At 70.2% G+C, this 23,109-nt stretch carries 24 protein-coding genes; 20 read left to right on the forward strand and 4 right to left on the reverse strand.

Annotated elements, in window-relative coordinates; all coding sequences use genetic code 11:
* Nucleotides 1–5 precede the first annotated feature (5 nt).
* The 6 genes from ACEUEL_RS20610 (at nt 6) to mmsB (ending at nt 6,486) form a co-directional block, all read left to right on the forward strand.
* Nucleotides 6–929, forward strand: coding sequence for an SMP-30/gluconolactonase/LRE family protein (locus tag ACEUEL_RS20610; RefSeq protein WP_405709625.1), 924 nt, complete (start codon nt 6–8; stop codon nt 927–929).
* Nucleotides 929–1,876: a 2-dehydro-3-deoxygalactonokinase gene (locus ACEUEL_RS20615; protein WP_405709628.1), complete on the forward strand. Its 948-nt coding sequence runs from the start codon at nt 929–931 to the stop codon at nt 1,874–1,876. Before ACEUEL_RS20610 ends, ACEUEL_RS20615 begins: the two co-directional genes overlap by 1 nt.
* Nucleotides 1,873–2,538 (forward strand): 2-dehydro-3-deoxy-6-phosphogalactonate aldolase, encoded by a 666-nt coding sequence (locus ACEUEL_RS20620; protein WP_405709631.1) that lies wholly within the window; start codon nt 1,873–1,875, stop codon nt 2,536–2,538. Before ACEUEL_RS20615 ends, ACEUEL_RS20620 begins: the two co-directional genes overlap by 4 nt.
* A gap of 95 nt (nt 2,539–2,633) precedes the next feature.
* Nucleotides 2,634–3,698 carry a multiple monosaccharide ABC transporter substrate-binding protein gene (gene chvE, locus ACEUEL_RS20625; RefSeq protein ID WP_405709634.1) on the forward strand — a complete coding sequence of 355 codons (1,065 nt, stop codon included), beginning with the start codon at nt 2,634–2,636 and terminating at the stop codon, nt 3,696–3,698.
* Between the two features lie 56 nt (nt 3,699–3,754).
* Complete coding sequence (gene mmsA / locus ACEUEL_RS20630; RefSeq protein WP_405709637.1) at nt 3,755–5,305, forward strand: multiple monosaccharide ABC transporter ATP-binding protein; 1,551 nt, start codon at nt 3,755–3,757, stop codon at nt 5,303–5,305.
* A complete protein-coding gene (gene mmsB / locus ACEUEL_RS20635) occupies nt 5,302–6,486 on the forward strand; it encodes a multiple monosaccharide ABC transporter permease (protein WP_405709640.1) in 1,185 nt (394 codons plus the stop codon). Before mmsA ends, mmsB begins: the two co-directional genes overlap by 4 nt.
* A gap of 24 nt (nt 6,487–6,510) precedes the next feature.
* Here mmsB and ACEUEL_RS20640 read toward each other — a convergent pair whose 3' ends face one another.
* Nucleotides 6,511–7,065: a prolyl-tRNA synthetase associated domain-containing protein gene (locus ACEUEL_RS20640; RefSeq protein ID WP_405709643.1), complete on the reverse strand. Its 555-nt coding sequence runs from the start codon at nt 7,063–7,065 to the stop codon at nt 6,511–6,513.
* 154 nt (nt 7,066–7,219) lie between these two features.
* On the opposite strand from ACEUEL_RS20640, the gene ACEUEL_RS20645 reads away from it, so the two are divergent.
* A complete protein-coding gene (locus ACEUEL_RS20645) occupies nt 7,220–8,020 on the forward strand; it encodes a gamma-glutamyl-gamma-aminobutyrate hydrolase family protein (protein WP_405709646.1) in 801 nt (266 codons plus the stop codon).
* 4 nt (nt 8,021–8,024) lie between these two features.
* On the opposite strand, the gene ACEUEL_RS20650 is transcribed toward ACEUEL_RS20645, so the two are convergent.
* Complete coding sequence (locus ACEUEL_RS20650) at nt 8,025–8,711, reverse strand: GntR family transcriptional regulator (protein ID WP_405709648.1); 687 nt, start codon at nt 8,709–8,711, stop codon at nt 8,025–8,027.
* A 181-nt stretch (nt 8,712–8,892) separates the two neighbouring features.
* On the opposite strand from ACEUEL_RS20650, the gene ACEUEL_RS20655 reads away from it, so the two are divergent.
* Nucleotides 8,893–9,123 carry a Trm112 family protein gene (locus ACEUEL_RS20655; RefSeq protein ID WP_405709651.1) on the forward strand — a complete coding sequence of 77 codons (231 nt, stop codon included), beginning with the start codon at nt 8,893–8,895 and terminating at the stop codon, nt 9,121–9,123.
* A 1-nt stretch (nt 9,124) separates the two neighbouring features.
* Here ACEUEL_RS20655 and ACEUEL_RS20660 read toward each other — a convergent pair whose 3' ends face one another.
* Nucleotides 9,125–10,393 carry a ubiquinone biosynthesis hydroxylase gene (locus ACEUEL_RS20660; protein ID WP_405709654.1) on the reverse strand — a complete coding sequence of 423 codons (1,269 nt, stop codon included), beginning with the start codon at nt 10,391–10,393 and terminating at the stop codon, nt 9,125–9,127.
* 108 nt (nt 10,394–10,501) lie between these two features.
* On the opposite strand from ACEUEL_RS20660, the gene ACEUEL_RS20665 reads away from it, so the two are divergent.
* The 7 genes from ACEUEL_RS20665 (at nt 10,502) to ACEUEL_RS20695 (ending at nt 19,184) form a co-directional block, all read left to right on the forward strand.
* Complete coding sequence (locus tag ACEUEL_RS20665) at nt 10,502–11,377, forward strand: acyl-CoA thioesterase (RefSeq protein ID WP_405709657.1); 876 nt, start codon at nt 10,502–10,504, stop codon at nt 11,375–11,377.
* Between the two features lie 290 nt (nt 11,378–11,667).
* Entirely contained in the window at nt 11,668–12,006 is a 339-nt protein-coding gene (locus tag ACEUEL_RS20670; RefSeq protein WP_405709660.1) for a P-II family nitrogen regulator, read from the forward strand.
* Between the two features lie 42 nt (nt 12,007–12,048).
* A complete protein-coding gene (locus ACEUEL_RS20675) occupies nt 12,049–13,413 on the forward strand; it encodes an ammonium transporter (RefSeq protein ID WP_405709663.1) in 1,365 nt (454 codons plus the stop codon).
* Between the two features lie 242 nt (nt 13,414–13,655).
* Nucleotides 13,656–14,891 (forward strand): aminotransferase class I/II-fold pyridoxal phosphate-dependent enzyme, encoded by a 1,236-nt coding sequence (locus tag ACEUEL_RS20680; RefSeq protein WP_405709666.1) that lies wholly within the window; start codon nt 13,656–13,658, stop codon nt 14,889–14,891.
* Nucleotides 14,892–14,911: 20 nt separating this feature from the next.
* Nucleotides 14,912–17,518 carry an FtsK/SpoIIIE family DNA translocase gene (locus tag ACEUEL_RS20685; protein ID WP_405709669.1) on the forward strand — a complete coding sequence of 869 codons (2,607 nt, stop codon included), beginning with the start codon at nt 14,912–14,914 and terminating at the stop codon, nt 17,516–17,518.
* A 128-nt stretch (nt 17,519–17,646) separates the two neighbouring features.
* Complete coding sequence (locus ACEUEL_RS20690) at nt 17,647–18,297, forward strand: outer-membrane lipoprotein carrier protein LolA (RefSeq protein ID WP_405709671.1); 651 nt, start codon at nt 17,647–17,649, stop codon at nt 18,295–18,297.
* Between the two features lie 71 nt (nt 18,298–18,368).
* Nucleotides 18,369–19,184 carry an exodeoxyribonuclease III gene (locus tag ACEUEL_RS20695; protein ID WP_405709674.1) on the forward strand — a complete coding sequence of 272 codons (816 nt, stop codon included), beginning with the start codon at nt 18,369–18,371 and terminating at the stop codon, nt 19,182–19,184.
* Between the two features lie 27 nt (nt 19,185–19,211).
* Here the strand turns inward: ACEUEL_RS20695 and ACEUEL_RS20700 are convergent, their stop codons facing one another.
* On the reverse strand, nt 19,212–19,787 hold the full coding sequence (locus ACEUEL_RS20700; protein ID WP_405709676.1) for a flavin reductase family protein: 576 nt from the start codon (nt 19,785–19,787) through the stop codon (nt 19,212–19,214).
* Between the two features lie 93 nt (nt 19,788–19,880).
* Between ACEUEL_RS20700 and ACEUEL_RS20705 the strand changes: the two genes are divergently transcribed.
* The 5 genes from ACEUEL_RS20705 (at nt 19,881) to ACEUEL_RS20725 (ending at nt 23,109) form a co-directional block, all read left to right on the forward strand.
* Entirely contained in the window at nt 19,881–20,102 is a 222-nt protein-coding gene (locus tag ACEUEL_RS20705) for a hypothetical protein (RefSeq protein WP_405709679.1), read from the forward strand.
* A 108-nt stretch (nt 20,103–20,210) separates the two neighbouring features.
* Nucleotides 20,211–21,095 (forward strand): N-carbamoylputrescine amidase, encoded by an 885-nt coding sequence (gene aguB, locus ACEUEL_RS20710; RefSeq protein ID WP_405709682.1) that lies wholly within the window; start codon nt 20,211–20,213, stop codon nt 21,093–21,095.
* 5 nt (nt 21,096–21,100) lie between these two features.
* Nucleotides 21,101–22,219, forward strand: a complete 1,119-nt coding sequence (aguA, locus tag ACEUEL_RS20715; RefSeq protein ID WP_405709684.1) for an agmatine deiminase — start codon at nt 21,101–21,103, stop codon at nt 22,217–22,219.
* An 87-nt stretch (nt 22,220–22,306) separates the two neighbouring features.
* Entirely contained in the window at nt 22,307–22,510 is a 204-nt protein-coding gene (locus ACEUEL_RS20720) for a twin transmembrane helix small protein (protein ID WP_405709687.1), read from the forward strand.
* A 17-nt stretch (nt 22,511–22,527) separates the two neighbouring features.
* Complete coding sequence (locus ACEUEL_RS20725) at nt 22,528–23,109, forward strand: cob(I)yrinic acid a,c-diamide adenosyltransferase (protein ID WP_405709690.1); 582 nt, start codon at nt 22,528–22,530, stop codon at nt 23,107–23,109.

Genomic DNA, 23,109 nt, shown 5'->3' on the forward strand with positions numbered 1-23,109 from the left:
CGCCCGTGTCGCCACAGGCCATCATCCCGGGGGAACCCGAAGCCGAGAGCGTGGCCACCACGCGGCTCGACGCGCCGCGCTGCCAGCTCGGCGAGGGGCCGACCTATGACCCCGCCACCGGCATCGCCTGGTGGTTCGACATCGTCGGGAAGCGCCTCGTCGCGGCCGACCTCGCCGCCGGGACGGTGCAGGTCCATGAGCTTCCCTTCATGGGCAGCGTGCTGGCGCGGGTCGACGCGGCGCGCCAGCTCGTCGCCGGCGACGACGGGCTCTACCTGCGCGATGGTGCGAGCGGCCGGCTGAGCCTGCACACGCCGCTCGAGGCCGACAATCGGTCGACGCGATCCAATGACGGTCGCGTGCACCCGTGCGGCGCGCTCTGGATCGGCACGATGGGCCGGCATGCCGAGCCGGGCGCGGGCGCGATCTATCATTTCTTCCGCGGCGAGCTGCGCCGGCTCTATGCCGGCATCACCGTCCCCAACGCTATCTGCTTCGCATCCGACGGCCGCACCGGCTATTTCACCGATACGCCGACCGCGATTCTCCAGCGTGTCGCCCTCGACCCGGCGACCGGGCTGCCGGTCGGCGACCCGGTGCCGCTCTACGATCATCGGGGCGGCATCGGCGGGCTCGACGGGGCGGTGGTGGATGCCGAGGGGCTGATCTGGAACGCCCGCTGGGGCGCCGGCCGCGTCGACGCCTACACGCCCGAGGGCCGGCGCGTGCGCACGGTCACGGTGCCGGCCCGGCAGTCCAGCTGCCCGGCCTTTGTCGGCGCCCGGCTCGACCGGCTGCTCGTCACCAGTGCCTGGCAGGGCATGGACCAGGCCGCGCGGGCGGCGGATCCCCATCATGGGCTCACCTTCGTCCTCGATGTCGGCGCCATCGGCCGTCCCGAGCCGCGCCTCGATCTCGGAGCGGCGTGATGGATCGCGACACCGTCTCCCACATCGCCGTCGACTGGGGCACGTCGAGCTTCCGGCTCTGGGCGCTCGATGCCGCCGGGCGCGTGCGGGGCGAACGGCGCAGCGCCGAAGGGCTCGCGCATTCCAGCACGGCCGGCTTCGAGGCCGTGCTGGAATCGCACATCGCCGCGCTCGGTCTCGGCTCTCATGTGCCGGTGATCGCCTGCGGCATGGTGGGATCGCGCCATGGCTGGCAGGAAGCCGCCTATCTCGACGTGCCGGTGCCGCTCGACCGCCTGATCGCCGGCGCCATCCCCGTCCGTGATGCCCGCCGTCCGGTGCGCATTCTGCCGGGCATTGCCCGGCGCGAGCGGGGCGAGCCCGACGTGATGCGCGGCGAGGAAACGCAGCTTCTCGGCCTTGCCGCCAATCTCGACCGCTCGCAGGACATTCTCGCCTGCCTGCCCGGCACCCACTCGAAATGGGTGCGGATCCGCGCCGGCGCGGTGAACGGCTTCGCCACCTTCATGACCGGCGAGCTGTTCCAGCTTCTGCGCACGGGCTCGGTGATCGCCCCGGCCGTCGAGGCCGCACCGCCGGTGGATCCGGACGAGCCGGCCTTCGCCGCGGGCGTCGCTGATGCGCTGGCGGCGCCCGCCAGCATGACGAACCGCCTGTTCGGCCTTCGCGCCGGCTGGCTGGTGGAAGGAACGCCGCCCGGCGCCACGCTGGCGCGCCTGTCCGGCCTGCTGATCGGCACCGAGCTCGCCGGCGCGCGGCAGCGTTTCGGCTCCCTCGACGGCACGGCCCTCGTCGTCTCGGGACCGGCCGCCGCGCTCTATACCCGAGCGCTCGCCATCGCCGGCTCCATCGGGATCGCCGTGTTCGACGCCGAAACCTGCGTCCGCGAGGGCCTGCACGCGGCGGCGCTGACCCTCTTTCCCCAGCTCGACGGAGCGACGCCATGACCATCGCCACACGTGTCCCGTGGCCGAGCCTGCGCCGGGCGCTTGTCGCCATCCTGCGCGGCATCCGCCCGGACGAGGCCGAGGCGGTGATCGGCGCCCTGATCGAGGAGGGCATCGAGGCGATCGAGGTGCCGCTGAACTCGCCCGATCCGTTCCGCTCGATCGCGAGCGCCGTCCGGATCGCGCCGGCAGGCGTGCTGATCGGCGCCGGCACCGTGCTGGAGACGGCGGAGGTCGACCGGCTCCACGACATCGGCGGCCGGCTGATGGTCAGCCCGAACATCGATCCGGCCGTCGTCGCGCGGGCCAGCGGCCACGGCATGGTGACGATGCCCGGCGTGCTGACGCCGAGCGAGGCGATCATGGCGGTGAAGGCCGGCGCCTCGGCGCTGAAGTTCTTTCCTGCCAGCCTGGTCGGTCCCGCCGGCATCCAGGCGATCCGCGCGATCCTGCCGCGCGACACAGTGGTGGGCGCGGTGGGCGGCGTCGCGGATGGCGACTTCCCCGCCTACGCGGCGGCGGGCGTGCGGACCTTCGGCCTCGGCTCGAGCCTCTACCGGCCCGGCCTCTCGGCCGCCGAGGTCCGCACCCGGGCACGGGCCACGATCGCCGCCTATGACGCCGCCTTCGGAACCGTCGAGACACTGTCGCGCGTCGGGTGACGCGCGCCGGACACCATGCCCGGCCCCGCCGGCGCCAACAACAACACGGGCACGCGAAACGCGGCCGTTCCGTTCGAACTCACCGGGAGTGAAACATGAAGAGCCTCACACTGACCCTGTCGGCGCTCGCCCTTGGCGCGCTCGCCTTCGCCGCCCCCGCCAGCGCCCAGGACAAGGGCACCGTGGGCATCGCCATGCCGACCAAGTCCTCCGCCCGCTGGATCGCCGACGGCGACAACATGGTGAAGGTGCTGAAGGAGCGCGGCTACACCACCGACCTGCAATATGCCGAGGACGACATCCCCAACCAGCTCTCGCAGATCGAGAACATGGTGACCAAGGGCGCCAAGGTGCTGGTGATCGCCTCGATCGACGGCACCACCCTGTCCGACGTGCTCAAGCAGGCCAATGCCAAGGGCATCAAGGTGATCGCCTATGACCGCCTGATCCGCGACACGCCGAATGTCGACTATTACGCGACCTTCGACAATTTCCAGGTCGGCGTGCTGCAGGCCGAATCGCTGCTGAAGGGCCTCGGCTACCCCGCCAACAAGGGCCCCTTCAATGTCGAGCTGTTCGGCGGCTCGCCGGACGACAACAACGCCTATTTCTTCTACGACGGCGCCATGTCGGTGCTGAAGCCGCTGATCGACAACGGCACGATCAAGATCGCCTCCGGCCAGACCGGCATGGACAAGGTGTCGACGCTGCGCTGGGACGGTGCCACCGCCCAGGCCCGCATGGACAACCTGCTGAGCGCCTACTACACCGACAAGAAGCTCGACGGCGTGCTCTCGCCCTATGACGGGCTCTCGATCGGCATCCTGTCCTCGCTCAAGGGCGTCGGCTACGGCTCCGGCAACATGAAGATGCCGGTCGTCACCGGCCAGGACGCCGAGGTGCCCTCGATGAAGTCCATCCTCGCCGGCGAGCAGTACTCGACCATCTTCAAGGACACCCGCGACCTCGCCAAGGTGACCGCCGACATGGTCGACGCCACGCTGTCGGGCAAGCAGCCGACCGTCAACGACACCAAGACCTACAATAACGGCCAGAAGGTCGTGCCCTCCTACCTGCTCAAGCCCGTCGTCGTCGACAAGGGCAACTGGGAGCAGGTGCTGATCGGCTCGGGCTACTACAAGCCCGGCCAGATCAACTGACGCGCGGCGGCTCCCCGCCTGGGGGAGCCGCTACTCTTTCCCGTGGGACGGAAGCGATGAACGCGATCCTCGAAATGCGCGGCATCTCGAAGAACTTCACCGGCGTGAAGGCCCTGAGCGATGTCAGCCTCGCCATCGAGCCCGGCGAGATCCATGCCCTCGTCGGCGAGAACGGCGCCGGCAAGTCGACGCTGATGAAGGTGCTGAGCGGGGTCTACCCGGCGGGCTCCTACGAGGGCTCCATCGTGTTCGACGGCGAGGAGCGGCACTTCCGCGACATCAACGATTCCGAGGCGCTCGGCATCATCATCATCCATCAGGAACTCGCCCTGATCCCCTTGATGTCGATCGCCGAGAACATCTTCCTCGCCAACCCGCCCTCCCGCTTCGGCATCATCGATCGCGACGCCGTGCACCGGCGCACCCGCGAGCTCCTCGCCAAGGTCGGCCTCGACGAGGCGCCCGACACGCTCGTCACCAATATCGGGGTGGGCAAGCAGCAGCTGGTCGAGATCGCCAAGGCGCTGTCGAAGAAGGTGCGCCTGCTCATCCTCGACGAGCCGACCGCGAGCCTGTCCGAGAAGGACAGCGCCGCCCTGCTCGACCTGCTGCTGGAGTTCAAGGCGCAGGGTATCGCCTCGATCCTCATCTCGCACAAGCTGAACGAGGTCTCCAAGGTCGCCGACCGCATCACCGTGCTGCGCGACGGGCGCACCGTCGACACGATGGATTGCGCGGCGGGCGCGGTCGAGGAAGACCGCATCATCTCGAAGATGGTCGATCGCGATCTCGAGCACCGCTACCCCAAGCGCGAACCCAAGATCGGCGACACCATCTTCAAGGTCTCCGGCTGGTCGGTGTATCACCCGCTGCATGCCGAGCGTCAGGTGATCCGCGGCGTGGATTTCGAGGTGCGGCGCGGCGAGATCGTCGGCATTGCCGGCCTGATGGGCGCGGGGCGCACCGAATTCGCCATGAGCGTGTTCGGCCGGAGCTACGGCCGTAAGATCGAGGGGCGCGCCGAGATGGAGGGGCGCCCGGTCGACCTCTCCACCGTGCGCCGCGCCATCGATGCCGGCCTCGCCTATGTCACCGAGGACCGCAAGCAGCTCGGCCTGCTGCTCGCCGAGGACATCCGCAAGAACGTGACGCTGGCCAACCTGCCGGCCGTCGCGCCGGGCCATGTCATCGACGACGTCGCCGAGCTGCGTGTCTCCTCGGACTATCGCGGCCGCATGCGCATCCGCAGCCATTCGGTGTTCCAGGAGACCGGCAAGCTCTCCGGCGGCAACCAGCAGAAGGTGGTGCTGTCGAAATGGCTGTTCACCGACCCCAAGGTGCTGATCCTCGACGAACCGACGCGCGGCATCGATGTCGGCGCCAAATATGAGATCTACTGCATCATCAACGAGCTCGCGGATGCCGGAAAAGGCGTGGTGGTGATATCCTCGGAGATGCCGGAACTGCTGGGCATCTGCGACCGCATCTGCGTCATGAACGAGGGCGCCTTCGTCGGCGAATTCGCCGGCCACGAGGCCACACAGGAGAAGATCATGCGCGCCATCATGCGCAAGGGGGAGATGCGCCCCCGGGAGGCTGTGGCATGAGCGACGCCGCGCTGAAGGACAAGGCACACCATGCCGGCTTCCTGAAGAACAACCTGCGCGAATACGGCATGCTGCTGTCGCTGTTCGCGATCATGGCGTTCTTCCAGGTGGTGACCGACGGCACGCTGCTGCGCCCGCTCAACCTCACCAACCTCGTCCTGCAGAACAGCTACATCGTCATCATGGCCCTGGGCATGCTGCTGGTCATCGTCACCGGCCACATCGACCTCTCGGTCGGCTCGGTGGCCGGCTTCGTCGGCGCCGTCGCCGCGGTGCTGATGGTGCGCTACGGCATGAACTTCGTGCTCGCGACCCTTATCTGCCTCGCCGTCGGCGGGCTGATCGGCGCGGCGCAGGGCTACTGGGTGGCGTATTTCAAGATACCCTCCTTCATCGTCACCCTCGCGGGCATGCTGGTGTTCAAGGGTCTGGCGCTGGCGCTGCTGGCGGGCCAGTCGGTCGGCCCCTTCCCGCCCGAATTCCAGAAGCTCTCCTCCGGCTTCATCCCTGAGCTCGTGCCCGATGCCGGCGCGCTCTACCCGACCTCGCTCGCCATCGGCGCCGCGCTCGCCATGCTGCTGGTCTGGCAGAACTTCCGCAGCCGCGCCCGGCAGGAAGAGCACGGCATCGAGACCGAGCCCTACGGCTTCTTCGTGGTGAAGAACGTCGTGTTCTTCAGCGTCATCGTCTACTTCGCCTATCTGATCGCCTCGCACCGCGGCCTGCCCAACGTGCTGGTGATCATGACGCTGCTGGTGGCGCTCTATGCCTTCGTGACGACGCGGACCACCATCGGCCGGCAGATCTACGCGGTGGGCGGCAACGAGAAGGCGGCGAAGCTCTCGGGCATCAAGACCGAGCGGCTGACCTTCCTCACCTTCGTCAACATGGGCGTGCTGGCCGCACTCGCCGGCCTCGTCTTCGCAGCCCGGCTCAACACCGCGACCCCCAAGGCCGGCCTCGGCTTCGAGCTCGACGTCATCGCCGCCTGCTTCATCGGCGGCGCCTCGGCCTATGGCGGCGTCGGCCGGGTCGGCGGCGCGGTGATCGGCGCGCTGATCATGGGCGTGATGAACAACGGCATGTCGATCCTCGGCATCGGCATCGACTACCAGCAGGTGATCAAGGGCCTCGTGCTGCTCGGCGCCGTCTGCCTCGACGTCTACAACCAGAAGCGCTGATCCCGGTCGTCGGGGGATGCCGTGTCAGGCGTCCCCCGCCTCCGCCACCTTGGGCACGTCGAGGATGCGCGGTTCGTGGCCGGTGGCGCGCAGGAAGGCGACGAGGTCGTCGCGGCCGATCGTTGTGGTTGCGGTGTTCACCAGCGGGTGGCAGTTGATCTCGCCGTGCCGCATCAGCGCCGCATCCAGCACCACCGCGACGCGTCCGCCGGCATCGTTCACCGGCCCGAACGCCGTCACCGCGCCGGGCGTCACTCCGAGCAGTTCCTTCAGGAGATCGGCGCTGCCGAAGGAGAGCCGGCTCGCCGCGCCCAGCACCGTGTGCAGGGTCTTGAGATCGACCCGCGCATCCTCCTCGACCACGACGAGGAAGACATTGCCCTTCTTGTCCTTCAGGAACAGGTTCTTGGTGTGCCCGCCCTGAATGGTGCCGCGCAGGCGCTGCGAATCCTCCACCGTGAACAGCGGCGGATGCTCGACCGTGCGCGTTTCGATGCCGAGATCGGCCAGCCGCGCGAACAGCGCCTCGGGCGAGGTCGGCGGGATGAAATCGTCGGGAAGATCGGCGGTGTCGCTCATGCCGCGCTTCTAGCGCCGGCCGCGGTGGCGAGGCAAGGCGGGCGCGCTCGCGTTTCGCGACATCCGCGTTGTTCCCGTGCGACGCCGGGCGGTTGACAGCGGCCCGGCGCAGTCGCACATCGGGGCGAGCTGGGAAAGCGAGCAGAGGCCGACCATGCGTCCCGTCATCGGCGTCGTCAGCGACGTCAAGGAAGTCCGCGGCCAGATGGCCCACGGCGTCACCGAAAAATACCTCTACGCCGTCGCGCGCGGGTCGCTGACCCTGCCGGTGCTGCTGCCGGGGCGCATCTCGGCGATCGACGACGCCATGTCGCCCGAGGAGATGCTGGTCGACGAGGTGCTGGCGAGCGTCGACGGCATCTTCCTGCCGGGCAGCCCGTCCAATGTCGCCCCGCAGATCTACGGCTCGCAGCCGCACGATCCCCCGCTGCCGTCCGATCCCCATCGCGACGCGCTGTCGCTGCCGCTGATCCGCGAAGCGATCGCGCGCGGCGTGCCCATCCTCGGCGTCTGCCGCGGCTTCCAGGAGATGAACGTCGCGCTGGGCGGCACACTGCACCAGAAGGTGCACGAGCAGCCGGGCCATTTCGACCATCGCGAGGATTCGACCGGGTCTCTCGCCGAGCAGTACGCCCCGGTGCACGAGGTCGCGCTGACGCCCGGCGGCGTGCTGGCCGAACTCGCCGGGGGCGATCGCTGGAAGGTGAACTCGCTGCACGGCCAGGGCATCGACCGGCTGGCGCCGGGCCTGCTGGTCGAGGCCCGCGCGCCCGACGGACTGGTCGAGGGTTTCCGGGTCGCCAATGCGCCGGGCTTCGCGCTCGCCGTGCAATGGCACCCCGAATGGCGGTTCTGGGAGGACCGGCTGTCCGGCGCCCTGTTCACCGCCTTCGGCGTCGCCGCGCGAGCCTATGCCGAGCGGCGGGCCGGCGCGAGGCTGCGCGCGGCCGAGTAGCGCCTCAGCCGTCGGCCCGCTCGAACAGATGGCCGATGCCGTCGCGGATATCGGCCTCGATCGAGCGCCGCAGCCCCGCCACGTCACCCGCCGCGATGGCCGCCAGCGCCTCGGCATGGCGATCGACCGGGTAATGCGTCTCCAGATCGGCCAGCGCGTTGCGCATGAACGGCCCGATCTGCAGCCACACCGATTCGATGAGCGGCAGCAGCACGTTGTCGGGCCGCGCCCCGTACAGCGCGGCATGGAAGGCGAGATTGGTCTCGATGGTGCGTTCCGTGTCGCCCTCCGCCACCGCCGCGTCGGAGGCCGCGTTCAGGGCGGCGAGCCGGGCCTGCGCCGGCCCGTCCAGCCGCGGCAGGGCCCGCGCCGCCGCCTCGGTTTCCAGCATGACCCGCACGGCGACCAGTTCCTCGAAGCGCGCCCCGGTCATCTCCGGCACCCGCACCCGGCGATTGTCGAGCAGCACCAGCGCCCGCTCGGCCACGAGACGGCGCAGCGCCTCGCGCACCGGCATGGCAGAAACGCCGAGCGCCAGCGCGAGCCCGCGCAGCGTCACCGCCTGTCCCGGCGGGAAGCGGCCGGTCATCACCGCCCGGCGCAGGCGGCGGAACACCCATTGCTGCACCGTCTCGCCGGCAAGGCGCGGCTCGGTCTCCGGCCCGAGATCGATCATGTCGGGCGCCTTCATCGGACTGCGCCACCCTCCCGAAGCTGAAAAAACCGCCGCACGGCCGCCACGACCCGCTATGATCGTCAACTGCGGCCGCGCCTGCCGGACCCGTCGTCCGAATGACAGGAACGCGCGCCATAGTCAAAATGCGCCTCATCCGCCCCCGCGGCGGAGCGCCCTGCCAGACGAGGACCTGCCCGTGACTGCGCCGACATCGCCGCCGCCCGCCCGCGCCGGCCACGAGATCGACCCGAAGCTGCTGGAGATCCTGGTCTGCCCGCTGACCAAGGGGCCGCTGGAATATGATCGCGCCGCGCACGAGCTGGTCTCCCGGCGGGCGCGCCTTGCCTACCCGATCCGCGACGGCATTCCGATCATGCTGGCCGACGAGGCGCGGCCCCTGCGGGACGACGAGTTTTCACCGGGCTGAGCTAAAGCGCCTCGCCCCGCATCAGCTTCGGCACGTTGCCGGTGAGACCGGCGGCGTCGCGGATGAAGTGCTGCTTCAGCCGCGGCAGCCGGTCGACAAGGCCGAGCCCGATGTCGCGCACCAGCCTCAGCGCGTCGGAGCGGTTCGAGAACAACCGGTTCAGCCCGTCGGTGGCAACGCCCATCGTCAGCGTATCGAAGCGCCGCCAGCGCTGGTAGCGCTCCAGCACGTCGGGGCCGCCGATGTCGAGGCCGAGCCGAGCCGCGTCCGTCACCGCCTCGGCCAGCGCCGCGACGTCGCGCAGCCCCATGTTGAGCCCCTGCCCGGCGATGGGGTGGATGAGGTGGGCGGCGTCCCCCACCAGCGCCAGCCGGTCGCCGATGAAGTTGCGGGCCACCTGGTAGCCGAGCGGATAGGCGCGCGGACGCCCCACCACCTCGATCGCCCCGAGTTCGAGCCCGAAGCGGCTCTCCAGCTCGTCATGGAACAGCGGCGCGGGCAGCGCCAGCAGGCGTTCCGCCGCCTCGGTCGTCTCCGTCCACACGATCGAGCAGCGACGGCCGGTCAGCGGCAGGATGGCAAACGGCCCCGCTGGCAGGAAATGCTCGATCGCCTTGCCTTCGTGGTCGCGCTCATGGGCGACGGTGAGCACGATCGCCGACTGGCCGTAGCGCCAGCCGGTGACGCCGATACCCGCAAGGCCCCGCAGGCGCGAGCGCGCGCCGTCGCACGCGCACAGCAGCGCGGCGCGGATCTTGCCGCCGTCGCCGAACCGGACGGTCGTCGCCCCCGCATCCGCCTCGAACCCGGCAACGCCGGTGTTCTGCAAGCCGATGCCCTGGTCGCGGGCGACAGCCGTCAACGCATCGATCAGCGCGGCGTTGGCGACCATGTGGGCAAAGGGCTCGCCCGGCTCGACCTCGGCGTCGAACGACAGATAGGTCGGCCGGATCGCATCGCCGGTGCGGCTGTCGGTGATCACCATGGTCGCCATCGGCTGGGCGCTGTCGGCGACGCGCTCCCAGGCGCCGATCGCCTCCAGCAGCCGGCGCGGACCGGCCGCGATGGCCGAGGCGCGCCCGTCATCCTCCGCTTGCCGCCCGAGAGCCGGATCGGCCACGCGAATGGCAGCGTCGGGACCGAGCCCGCCGCGCAGCGCCAACGCCAGCGCCAGGCCGCCCATGCCGGCCCCGGCGATCACGACGTCGGCGCGCGCGATGTCCGCGCGGCCGGAGCCGGCATCCGCCGGCGATGAGCTTGCCGCATCCATGGCGTGGGCGCCTCCGCGCTATTGTCGTGCCGTCAGCATATGCCTTAGCTAGCCCCGCCGGGCAATGCGCGCGACCGCCGCGCCCCGAGAGGACCGACCGGAGTGCCGATGCCGACCGTCGTTGAACTGCTCGAGCTGCTGGATCTGGAACCGCTGGAGGTCAATTTGTTCCGGGGACGGAACCCCTCCGCCGCATGGCCGACCCGGTTCCACCGCGTGTTCGGGGGGCAGGTGCTGGCGCAGGCGCTGGTCGCCGCCGCACGGACCATCGAGGACATCGCCGCCCATTCGCTCCACGCCTATTTCATCCTGCCCGGCGACCCGGCCGCGCCGATCGTCTACGAGGTCGAGCGCGTGCGCGACGGCCGCTCCTTCGCGACCCGCCGCGTCGTCGCGATCCAGCATGGCCGGCCCATCTTCATCATGTCGGCCTCGTTCCACCGCGACGAGCCGGGCTACGACCATCATTTCCCGCTGCCGGCCGGCGTACCCGCGCCGGAGGACCTGCCCGATCTGAGGACGCTCGCCGCCGATGCGCTGCCGCTGTTGCCCGAGCGCGTGCGGCAATACTGGCTGCGGCCGCGCCCGATCGAGCTGCGCCCGGTCGATCTCGATCGCTATTTCGGCCACCCGCCCGCCGAGGCGCGCCAGCACGTCTGGTTCCGCGCGGCGGGCGCGATGCCGGACGCACCGGCCCTGCATCAGGCGGTTCTCGCCTATGCCTCGGACATGACCCTGCTGGAAACGACGCTCGCCGCCGAGGGCGTGAGCGTCCTGTCCGATTCGATCCAGGCCGCCAGCCTCGACCACGCCCTGTGGCTGCACCGCCCCTTCCGCGCGGATGACTGGCTGCTCTATTCGCAGGACAGCCCCTCCGCCCATGGCGCGCGCGGCCTTGCCCGCGGACTGATCCATGATCGCGCCGGCCGGCTGGTGGCCTCCGTGGCGCAGGAAGGCCTTATCCGTCCCGTGCCTAGTTTATAGACATATTTGCGCATTATTTAATCGCGTCCGATTTTCGCCACAGACGCGCGCCGCATTTTTGAGCACCTGACTCAGCGCCCCGGCGGCGGCGGGCACCCCGCGAGGGTGCTGGCACCGCCTGCTTTTTGCGCCGCAGCATGCCGCCCGACCCCGGTTGGCACGGCTTTTGATTCCCCCTTGGCTCGGCATGCCACGGGGAGTGGGGGAAAAGCTCCCAATCGGCCGTGTCCGACATGAAACGCCCGATACCGGCTTCTCAGCCGCGGCTCGGCAAGCGGGGACAGGAACCCATGAAGATCGTCATGGCTATCATCAAGCCGTTCAAGCTTGAGGAAGTCCGGGATGCGCTCACCGGCATAGGAGTGCACGGCCTGACCGTCACGGAGGTCAAGGGCTACGGCCGTCAGAAGGGCCATACCGAGATCTACCGCGGCGCGGAATATGCCGTGAGCTTCCTGCCGAAGCTGAAGATCGAGGTCGCCGTCGCCACCGACCAGGTCGCCAAGGTCATCGAAGCCATCACCGTCTCGGCCAAGACCGGCCAGATCGGCGACGGCAAGATTTTCGTCTACGCGATCGACCAGGCGGTGCGCATCCGCACCGGCGAGACCGACACCGACGCGCTTTGATCCATCAGCCAGACATATCGATTGCGACGGAGCATTAAACCCATGACGATGAAGAAGTGGATACGCGCGGGGCTCCCCGTGCTCGCAACGACAGCGCTGGTGGCCGCTGCCGCGTTCGCGCAGGACGCCCCCCAGACCGGCGCCGAGGCGACGGCCGAGGCGGCCGCCGCGGTCGCGACGGTCGACAAGGGCGATATCACCTGGATGATGATCTCCAGCGTGCTCGTCCTGTTCATGACCATTCCCGGCCTCGCCCTGTTCTATGGCGGCCTGGTCCGCGCCAAGAACTTCCTCTCCGTCCTGATGCAGGTCACCGTCATCGCCGCGGTGATGATGCTGCTCTGGGTGTTCTACGGCTACTCGCTCGCCTTCACCTCGGGTAACGCCTATATCGGCGGCTTCGAGAAGGCGTTCCTGGCCGGCGTGTCCACCGAGAGCCTCGCCGACACCTTCTCGGCGAACGTCAAGATTCCCGAATACATCTTCATCGTCTTCCAGATGACCTTCTCGGCCATCACCCCGGCGCTGATCGTCGGCGCCTTCGCGGAGCGCATGAAGTTCTCGGCGATCCTGCTGTTCTGCATCCTGTGGGTGACCTTCGTGTACTACCCCATGGCGCACATGGTGTGGTTCTCCGAGGGCCTGCTGTTCATGCACGGCGCGCTCGACTTCGCCGGCGGCACCGTGGTGCACATCAATGCCGGTCTCGCCGGCCTGATCGGCGCCATCATCGTCGGCAAGCGCACCGGCTACGGCAAGGAACTGATGCCGCCCCACTCGCTGCCCTTCGCCGTGGTCGGCGCCGGCATCCTGTGGGTGGGCTGGTTCGGCTTCAACGCCGGCTCCAACCTCGAGGCCAATGCCGGCACCACGCTCGCCGTCATCAACACCTTCGTCGCCACCGCCGGCGCCATCGTCGGCTGGACGCTGATCGAGTGGGTCGTCAAGGGCAAGCCGAGCATGCTCGGCGCCATCTCCGGCCTCGTCGCCGGCCTCGTCGCGATCACCCCGGCCGCCGGCCTTTCCGGCCCGATCGGCGCGATCGTGCTGGGCTTCGTCGCCGCGATCGTCTGCTTCTTCTTCTGCACCACCATCAAGAACGCGCTCGGCTATGACGACAGCCTCGACGTGTTCGGCGTCCATGGCGTCGGCGGCATCATCGGCGCCATCGGCACCGGCATCGTCGTCTCCCCGGCCCTCGGCGGCCCGGGCATCGCCGATTACGAGATGGGCAAGCAGGTGTGGATCCAGATCCAGGCCGTCCTGCTCACCTTCGTGTGGTGCGGCGTCGGCTCGGCGATCCTCTACTATGTCGTCAACCTCATCGTCGGCCTGCGCCCGTCGGTGGAGAAGGAGCGCGAGGGTCTCGACATCACCGAGCACGGCGAGCGCGCCTACCACAGCTGATCGGAACGGCGCGGCAGCGCGCCGCGCCGGCCATCCTCGCCTCCGCGTGGCGCACCCCACGCGGGGGTCGGAACGAAAGAAGGTCGCACCGGCAGCGGTGCGGCCTTTTTTCATGGCTGCGCGGCGGCACGCCGCGTCCACGCGACCGGATCCGGCACCCGCGTGCCGCCACCCGCGCGCGCGGGCCTCGCCGCCCGTCATGGTTAAGCGTGTCTTTACCCGGCACCGGCTAGGCTGCCGCAATGTCCCGCGAGTCTACCCCCGCCGTTCCCGCCGCCGCCGCCCCGTCGCCCGCCGACGCGGGACCGGCGGCGCGTTCGCCGTTCATCCGCCTCGCCGAGCTCCTGGCCGACATCCCGCCCGGCAAGCCGCCGCTGAGCCTGGCCGTTGGCGAGCCCCAGCACGCCATGCCCGACTTCGTCGGCCCCGTGCTCGCCGCCCATCTCGACGGCTTCGGCCGCTATCCCGCCGGCAAGGGCACCCCCGCCTTTCGCCAGGCGGCCGCCGACTGGTTCGGCCGCCGCTACGCCCTCGCCCGCCCGCTCGATCCCGAGCGCGAGGTGCTGGTGCTGAACGGCTCGCGCGAGGGGCTTTTCGCCGCCGCGCTGGTGGCGCGCCGCCGCGCCGGGCCGGCCAAGCAGGCGCGCCCCGCGATCCTGCTGCCCAATCCCTTCTACGCCGCCTATGGCGCCGGCGCCGAGGCCGCGGGCTGCGAGAGCGTGCCGCTGCCCCTGCCGCCCGGCGGCGGCTGGCTGCCCGACCTCGACGCGCTCACCCCGGAGCTGCTGGACCGGACGGTGGCGATCTATCTCGCCTCTCCGGCCAACCCGCAGGGCACCATCGCCTCGGCCGACTATCTCGCCCGGCTGGTGGCGATCGCCCGTGCCCACGGCGTGATGATCTTCGCCGACGAGTGCTACTCCGAGATCTGGCTGGGCGATTCGCCGCCGCCGGGCATCCTCGAGGCGGCCGGCGGCAACTTCGCCGGCGTCGTCGCCTTCAACTCGCTGTCGAAGCGCTCCAGCCTGCCCGGGCTGCGCTGCGGCTTCTGCGCCGGCGACGCCGAGTTCATGGCGGCCTTCGCCGAGTTCCGCAACGTCGCCGCGCCGCAGGTGCCCGAGCCGGTGCAGGCGGTCGGCATCGCCGCGCTGGCCGACGAAGCGCATGTGATCGCCAGCCGCGACCTCTACCGCGCCAAGTTCGACCTCGCCGACCGCATGCTGGCCGGCCGCTTCGGCCATGAGCGGCCCGATGGCGGCTTCTTCCTGTGGCTCGACGTGAGCGCGGCCGGCGGCGGCGAGGAAGCCGCGCGCCGGCTCTGGCGGCAGGAGGGGCTGCGCACCGTGCCGGGCGGCTATCTGTGCCGCTCGGAGGCGGATGGCCGCAATCCCGGCGCGAATTATCTCAGGGTCGCGCTGGTGCAGGACCTTGCAACGACGCAGGCGGCGCTCGGGCGCCTCCTCGCCGGCCTGAGCTGATCGAAAGGCGGAGAAGCGGCATGGCAGCGCATGCGCAGACGCAGGGCCGGGCTCCGGCAACGCCATCACGGGCCCGTCCCGCGCCGGTGCGGGCGCGCGCGCGGCGTCGGGCGCCGGGCGGCTTTCTGCCGGACGAGATGAAGGGCGCGCTGCGGCGGCGGATCGCCGAAGGCGTCGGCCTCGTGCTGCTTGCCGTCGGTGCGCTGCTGATGGTCGCGCTCGCCACCTGGTCCGCCGCCGATCCGAGTCTCAGCCGGTCGAGCGCGGCCGATCCCGCCAATCTGCTCGGCCTGCCGGGGGCGGTGGTGGCCGACCTGCTGATGCAGCTGTTCGGCCTCGCCGCGCTGGCGGTCGTCGTGCCGGTGCTGGTGTGGGGCTGGCTCATCCTCACCCACCGCCGCCCGCGCCGGCTCAAGCTGCGCCTATTCGCCTGGATCGGCGGCCTCGTGGCGGCCGCCGGGCTCGGCGCCAGCCTGCCGCATCTCGGCACCTGGCCGCTGCCCTTCGGGCTCGGCGGCGTGCTCGGCGAGAGCCTGCTCTACGCGCCGTCCTGGCTGCGCGGGGGGTGGCTTGGCGGGCTCGACTATATCGTGACCGGCGCGCTGTGCGGAACCGCAGCCGTGATCGGCCTCGCCATCGCGCTCGGCGCCGGCTTCAACGCGATGCCGGAAGACGCGGCGGAGATCGACGAGGACGCCGCTGTGTTCGAGGAGGACCAGCAGCCCGCCCGCGGCCTGTCGCTCGGGGCGCTGGCCCACGGCGTGCTGGCACTCAAGGCGCGGCTGTGGACCGCGCGCGGGCGGGGCGGCAGCAATCGCGGCGGCCTAACCGCGACATTCCGCGAGGCGCTCGGGCTCGACGAGGACGAAGCGCCGGCCCCGGCACCGGCGGGCGACCGCGTGGAACCGCGCTTCGGCGCGGGTGCTGCGCCGCGCAAGGAAGAGCCGGCGCTCGCCTATGACGCGGCCGATTTCGCGCCCGCCGAGATCCCCGACATCGAGGAGCCCGCGGCCGGCGGATCGACCGCGAGCCGTTCCGGCCGGCGCCCGCCGCTGCGCTCCATCCGCGGCGGCCGCGCCGAGGCCGAGGAGGCCCGCCGGCGCTACAAGCGGCCCGCGCTCGAACTGCTCGCCCCGGCGCCGCAGGCGCGCACGCCCGCCCTCTCGCCGGAAGCCCTGCACGAGAACGCCCGCGACCTCGAGGGCGTGCTCGAGGATTTCGGCGTGCGCGGCGCCATCGTCAACACCCGCCCCGGCCCGGTGGTGACGCTTTACGAGCTCGAGCCGGCGCCCGGCATCAAGTCGAGCCGCGTGATCGGGCTGGCCGACGACATCGCCCGCTCGATGAGCGCGGTCTCCGCCCGCGTCGCCGTCATCCCTGGCAAGAACGCCATCGGCATCGAGCTCCCCAACCCCAAGCGCGAGAAGGTCCTGCTGCGCGAACTGCTCGCCGCCAAGGATTTCGGCGAGACCGCGCACCGCCTCGCCATCGGGCTGGGCAAGACCATCGGCGGCGAGCCGGTGATCGTCGACCTCGCCCGCATGCCGCACCTCCTCGTCGCCGGCACCACCGGTTCGGGCAAGTCGGTCGCCATCAACACCATGATCCTCTCGCTGCTCTACCGGATGACGCCGGAGCAGTGCCGCCTCATCATGGTCGACCCGAAGATGCTGGAACTCTCCGTCTATGACGGCATCCCGCACCTTCTCACGCCGGTCGTCACCGACCCGAAGAAAGCGGTGATCGCGCTGAAGTGGGCGGTGCGCGAGATGGAAGACCGCTACAAGAAGATGTCGAAGGTCGGCGTGCGCAACATCGACGGCTTCAACGCCCGCATCGCCGAGGCGATGGCCAAGGGCGAGCAGATCGTGCGCACCGTCCAGACCGGCTTCGACCGCGAAACCGGCGAGGCGGTCTACGAGCGCGAGGAGATGGATCTCGCCCCGCTGCCCTACATCGTCGTCGTGGTGGACGAGATGGCCGACCTGATGATGGTGGCGGGCAAGGAGATCGAAGGCGCCATCCAGCGCCTCGCCCAGATGGCCCGCGCCGCCGGCATCCACCTGATCATGGCGACGCAGCGCCCGAGCGTCGACGTCATCACGGGCACCATCAAGGCCAATTTCCCCACCCGCATCTCCTTCCAGGTGACGAGCAAGATCGACAGCCGCACCATCCTCGGCGAGATGGGCGCCGAGCAGCTGCTCGGCCAGGGCGATATGCTCTACATGGCCGGCGGCGGCCGCATCACCCGCGTCCACGGGCCGTTCGTCTCGGATCAGGAGGTCGAGCGCGTGGTCGATCACCTGAAGTCGCAGGGCGCGCCCAATTACCTCGACGCGGTGCTGAGCGAGATGGAGGAGGGCGCCGAGGGCGAGGACGGCGCGGTGTTCGACAAGGGCTCGTTCGGCGAGGAGGGCGGCGACCTCTACGACCAGGCGGTCGCGGTCGTGCTGCGCGACAAGAAGTGCTCGACCTCCTACATCCAGCGCCGCCTGCAGATCGGCTACAACCGCGCCGCCTCGCTGGTGGAGCGGATGGAGCGCGAGGGGCTCGTCGGCGCCGCCAACCACGCCGGCAAGCGCGAGATTTTGACGGAACGGGCCGACGTCGCCGAGAATTACTGATCGACACATTATTGATCGACGCGCCCGGCGCCACGGCGTGCCGGGCCACAGGATCGCCACAGCCGGCCGCTACCGCCTCGTCATGCTCCCGGGCGTGTGCCGCCCCGTCCCAAGCCGAGAAACCGCCGATGCGCCTCATCACGCTCTCGTCCGCCGCGCTCGCCGCCCTGGTGATGCTGGCGCCGGCCCACGCCCAGCAGCCGGATGCCTCGATCGACGGCGCCCAGCTCGCCGCCTCGCCGGCCGCCGCCGGCGCGAAGGCGGGGGCCGCCACGATCGATCGCATCAACGCCTATTTCAACAGCTTCAAGACCATGACCGGCACTTTCGTGCAGGTCGACCCGGACGGCACCCGCAAGCAGGGCACCTTCGCGATCCTGAAGCCGGGCCGCGTCATCTTCGAATATGATCCGCCGAGCCAGATCATCCTGGTCGCCGACGGACGCTCGGTCTCGGTGCGCGACAAGCGCCTGAAGACGCAGGACATCACCCCGCTGTCGCAGACGCCGCTGCGCTTCCTGCTCGCCGACAACATCAACCTCGCCCGCAACGGCAACGTCGTCGGCGTCTACCAGGACGACATGTTCGCCACCGTGGTGCTGGAGGAGAAGCAGCCCATGGTCGGCACCTACCGGCTCATGATCATGTTCGACGCCAAGACCATGCAGCTGAAGCAGTGGACGGTGACCGACCCGCAGGGCTACGACACCACCGTCGCGGTCAGCAATCTCGACACCACCAATCCGCCCGACAAGATGATGTTCGTGATCAACCGCTGATTCCGGACGGCGTTTGACGGCGCGCGCGCGAGCCACTAAGCCGCGCGGACCCTCATCGCAAGGCGCGCGCCGTGCTCACCATCGCCACCTGGAACATCAATTCGGTCCGCCTGCGCATCGAGCTGGTCGGCAAGCTCGCCGCGGAACACCAGCCCGACGTCATCTGCCTGCAGGAGACCAAGACGCCGGACGACCGCTTCCCGCTGAAGGACGCGGCGCGGTTCGGCTATCCGCACGCCGCCATCCACGGCCAGAAGGGCTATCACGGCGTCGCCATCCTCTCGAAGCGCCCCTTCGAGGCCGTGACGCGGCAGGGCTTCTGCGACATGGGCGATGCCCGCCATATCGCGGTCACCCTCGGCGCCGGCGCCGGGCTGTCGGCACCCCTCACCCTGCACAATTTCTACATCCCCGCCGGCGGCGACATTCCCGATCCGGCGCTCAATGCGAAGTTCAAGCACAAGCTCGATTTCCTCGACGAGGCGACCGCCTGGGAGGCGCTGCACCGGCGCGAGCTCGGCACCCGCTCCGTGATGGTGGGCGACCTCAACATCGCCCCGCTCGAGACCGACGTGTGGAGCCACAAGCAGCTCCTCGACGTCGTCAGCCACACCCCGATCGAGGTCGAGAAGCTCGGCCGGCTGCAGGCGGCGGGCAATTGGGTGGACGTGATGCGCGGCTTCGTGCCGCCGAGCGAGAAGCTCTACACCTGGTGGAGCTATCGGGCGGCCGACTGGGCGGCCTCCGACCGCGGCCGCCGGCTCGACCATGTCTGGGCGAGCCCGGACCTCGCCCCGTCCGCCCGCGCCATGACCGTGCTGCGGCAGGCCCGCAGCTGGGAACGCCCCTCCGACCACGTGCCGGTGGTCGTCAGCTTCGACGTCTGAGCCGCCGCCGCTTCGCCGGGGCCGCGCTCATGCGCCGAGCGCGCGCCGCTCGACCAGCGGCGTCCAGTCGTCGCCATTGCCGGCAAGGCACCGGTAGCGGCTCTGCCAGTACAGCAGCGGGTCCTCCCCGACCGTCGAGCGCACGGCCCGCACGCGGCCGAACAGCAGCATGTGCGAATGCCGCTCCACCGCGTCCTCCAGCTCGCAGTCGAGCGCCGCGAGGGCGTCGGCGAGGATGGGCACGCCGGTTTCCAGCTGTGTCCAGTCGCCTTCCTCGTAGCGCGCCGTGCCCTTGATGCCGCCGGCACCGGCGAAGCGCTTGGCCAGCGACACGTGCCGCGTCGAGAGCAGATTCACCCCGAAGGCGCCTTCGCGCAGGATGACGGCCGCCGCCGAGGCCGCCCGGTTGACGCAGGCGATGATGGTCGGCGGCTCCGCCGAGAACGAGGTCACCGCCGTCGCGGTGAGGCCGGTGCGCTCCCCCGCCTGGCCGGCGGTGATCACCGCCACGCCGCCGGCGAGCTGGCGCATCGCCAGCCGGAACGCCTCTGCGTCTGCCGCCGACGCATCGTGCGGGGGAACCAGGCTGAGATGCTGCGTCATGATGCTGCCTCGCAATGGGAGTTGATATTCTATAAAAATGATGGATTATAAAGTCAATGCCGAACCCCCACCGCACGGGCTGACGAGGTTGTCATGGACTGGGTGCATCCGATCCGGCGCGCCGCGCGCCGCCCCACAGCGATCGAGCGCCTGAAGCGCGAAGCGGCATGGTTCGCCCTGCCGGCGGTTCTCTTGGTGCTCGGCGCCGGCCTGCTCGGGCTTGCCGAGGGCGCGCTGCTGCCCTTCGGCCTGCCGGCCATAGCGGCAGGCGCGCTCGCGCTGCTGCGCGCACTCGTCCTCGCGCCGCGCAGCTGAACCCGCCTTCATTCGTGCGGCGCGATCCCGCGCTTTTTCGCACGGCGGGTGCTTGCGCCCACCGGTGCCTTGTGGAACGCCATGGCGGCCGATCACCGGAGCCGCCGCATGCGCAACCTCACCCTTGCCGCCACCCAGATGCCGTGCGACGGCGATCCCGCCGCCAATGTCGCCCGTGCCGAACATCTGGTCCGGACCGCCGCCGCGCAGGGCGCCCGGCTGATCCTGCTGCAGGAACTCTTCGAGACGCGATACTTCTGCCAGGATCAGGCGGCTGACTTCTTCGACTTCGCCGCCCCGTTCGAGGGCAACCCGCTGATCGCCCGTTTCGCCCGCCTCGCGGGGGAACTCGGCGTCGTGCTGCCGGTCAGCTTCTTCGAGCGGGCCGGACAGTCCTTCTTCAACTCCATCGCCATCATCGACGCCGACGGCCGCGTGCTGGGCCTCTACCGCAAGAGCCATATCCCGGACGGGCCGGGCTACACCGAGAAGTTCTACTTCTCGCCCGGCGATACCGGCTTCCGGGTGTGGGACACGGCGGTCGGGCGGATCGGTGTCGGCATCTGCTGGGACCAGTGGTTCCCCGAATGCGCCCGCGCCATGGCGCTGATGGGTGCCGAGATCCTGCTCTACCCCACCGCCATCGGCTCCGAGCCGCAGGATTCCGCGCTCGACTCGGCCGCCCACTGGCGCCGGGTGATGCAGGGCCATGCCGGCGCCAATCTCATGCCGCTCATCGCGTCGAACCGCATCGGCACCGAGCCCGGCCGCAATGGCACCGCCATCACCTTCTACGGCACCTCCTTCATCGCCGGCCCGACCGGCGAGATCCTCGCCGACACGGACCGCGCCACCGCGGGCGTCACCACCGCCACGGTCGATCTCGACGCGCTCGCCCGCCAGCGCCGCAGCTGGGGCGTCTTCCGTGACCGCCGGCCGGACCTGTACGGTCCCCTGCTGACGCTCGACGGCGCCACCGGCGCGCGGAGGTGACGATCATGACCGCCCCGCTCGCCTCTTCGCCCATCGCCTCCACCCCCGCCGCCGACGGTTTCCGCATGCCGGCGGAATGGGAGCCGCACGCCGGCACCTTCATGATCTGGCCGCGCCGGCCGGACAACTGGCGCGAGAACGCCGCCCCGGCACAGGCCGCCTTCGCGGCGGTGGCGGGCGCCATCGCCCGCTTCGAGCCCCTCACCATGCTGGTGCCGCCCGGCGAGATCGCGAGGGCGCGCGCGCTGCTGCCGCCCGCCGCGCGCCTCCTCGAAGCCCCCTCCGACGATTCCTGGTGCCGCGACAGCGGGCCGAGCTTCGTCACCGACGCAGGCGGGCGCGTGCGCGGCGTTGACTGGGGCTTCAACGCCTGGGGCCACCTCTACGAGCCGTTCGACCAGGACGAGGCGGTCGCCGGCACCATTCTCGCCAGCGTCGGCGCGCCCCGCTACCGGGCGCCGCTGGTCCTCGAGGGCGGCTCCATCCATGTCGACGGCGAGGGCACGGTGCTGACCACCGAGGAGTGCCTGCTCAACCCCAACCGCAACCCCCACCTCTCGCGCGGCGAGATCGAGCAGCATCTTCGCGACTATCTCGGCGTCTCCACCGTGATCTGGCTCGGCGCCGGCCTCGTCGACGACGAGACCAACGGCCATATCGACAACCTCGCCTGCTTCGTGCGGCCGGGCGTCGTGGCGCTGACCTGGTGCGAGGATCCGGCCGATCCGCAATACGCCATCTCGCGCGACGCCTTCGCCCGGCTGGAGAAGGCCCGCGACGCCCGCGGCCGCGCGATCGAGGTGGTCAAGCTGCCGCTGCCGGGCCCGCTCCACCGCACCGACGCCGAAGCCGCCGGCCTCGCCCCGATCGCCGGCGCGGGGCCCGAGGCGATGAGCCGCGGGGCCGGCGAGCGGCTCGGCGCCTCCTACGCCAATTTCTACCTCGGCAACGGCTTCCTGCTGATGCCGAGGCTCGATCCCCGCACGGATGACGAGGCGAGGGGCATTCTCGCCGGGCTTTTCCCGGACCGGGAGGTGATCGGCATCGAGTCCCGCGAGATCGTGCTGGGCGGCGGCAACATCCACTGCATCACCCAGCAGCAGCCGGCCGGCACGCCGGGATAAGGCGTGTGTTCCGCACGCGCCACACCATATAAAGATCGAGAATCGGCTAGCATGCCGCGCCCCCGGTATCGGGCAAGGATCGCACCCATGGACGTTCTCTACATCGCCAAGTTCTTCGTGCTGCCGGTGGCGCTCGGCGCGGTGGCGGTGGTGCTGCTGCTCGGGCTCACCAATCTGGTGAAGGGAGGCTCGCCGCAGCGCTCGCAGATGCTGATGCGCTGGCGCGTCGGGCTGCAGTTCCTCGCTCTGTGCCTGGTGCTCGGCACCATCCTGATCATGCAGCACTCCTGAGGCTGGCTGGCGCGCCGATGGTCGTCCTCAACCGCATCTACACCCGCACCGGCGACGACGGCACCACGGCGCTCGGCACCGGCGAGCGGCGGCCGAAATACGACCTGCGCGTCACCGCCTATGGCACGGTCGACGAGACCAACGCGACCATCGGCGTCGCGCGGCTGCACCTCGCCGCCCTGCCCGAGGTCGACGCGGTGCTGGAGCGCATCCAGAACGACCTGTTCGACCTCGGCGCCGACCTCACCACCCCCGACGACGGCGTCGATCGCGGCTATGAGCCGCTGCGCATCGTCGAAGGGCAGGTGGAGCGGCTCGAGCGCGACATCGATCGCTTCAACGCCGGCCTGAAGCCGCTGCGCTCCTTCGTGCTGCCGGCCGGAACCCCGGCGGCGGCCCACCTCCACGTCGCCCGCACCGTGTGCCGGCGCGCCGAGCGCCTCGCCGTCGAACTCGCGGCGCAACCCGGCGAGCGCGTCAGCGCGCCCGCCATACGCTATCTCAACCGTCTCTCGGACCTGCTGTTCGTGCTGAGCCGCCTGGCCAATGCCGGGGCCGGTGGCGACGTGCTGTGGGTGCCGGCGGCCGGCCGCTCGTGA

Origin of the sequence: Ancylobacter terrae, from assembly GCF_045108345.1 — a bacterium.
Taxonomy (GTDB): Bacteria; Pseudomonadota; Alphaproteobacteria; order Rhizobiales; family Xanthobacteraceae; genus Ancylobacter.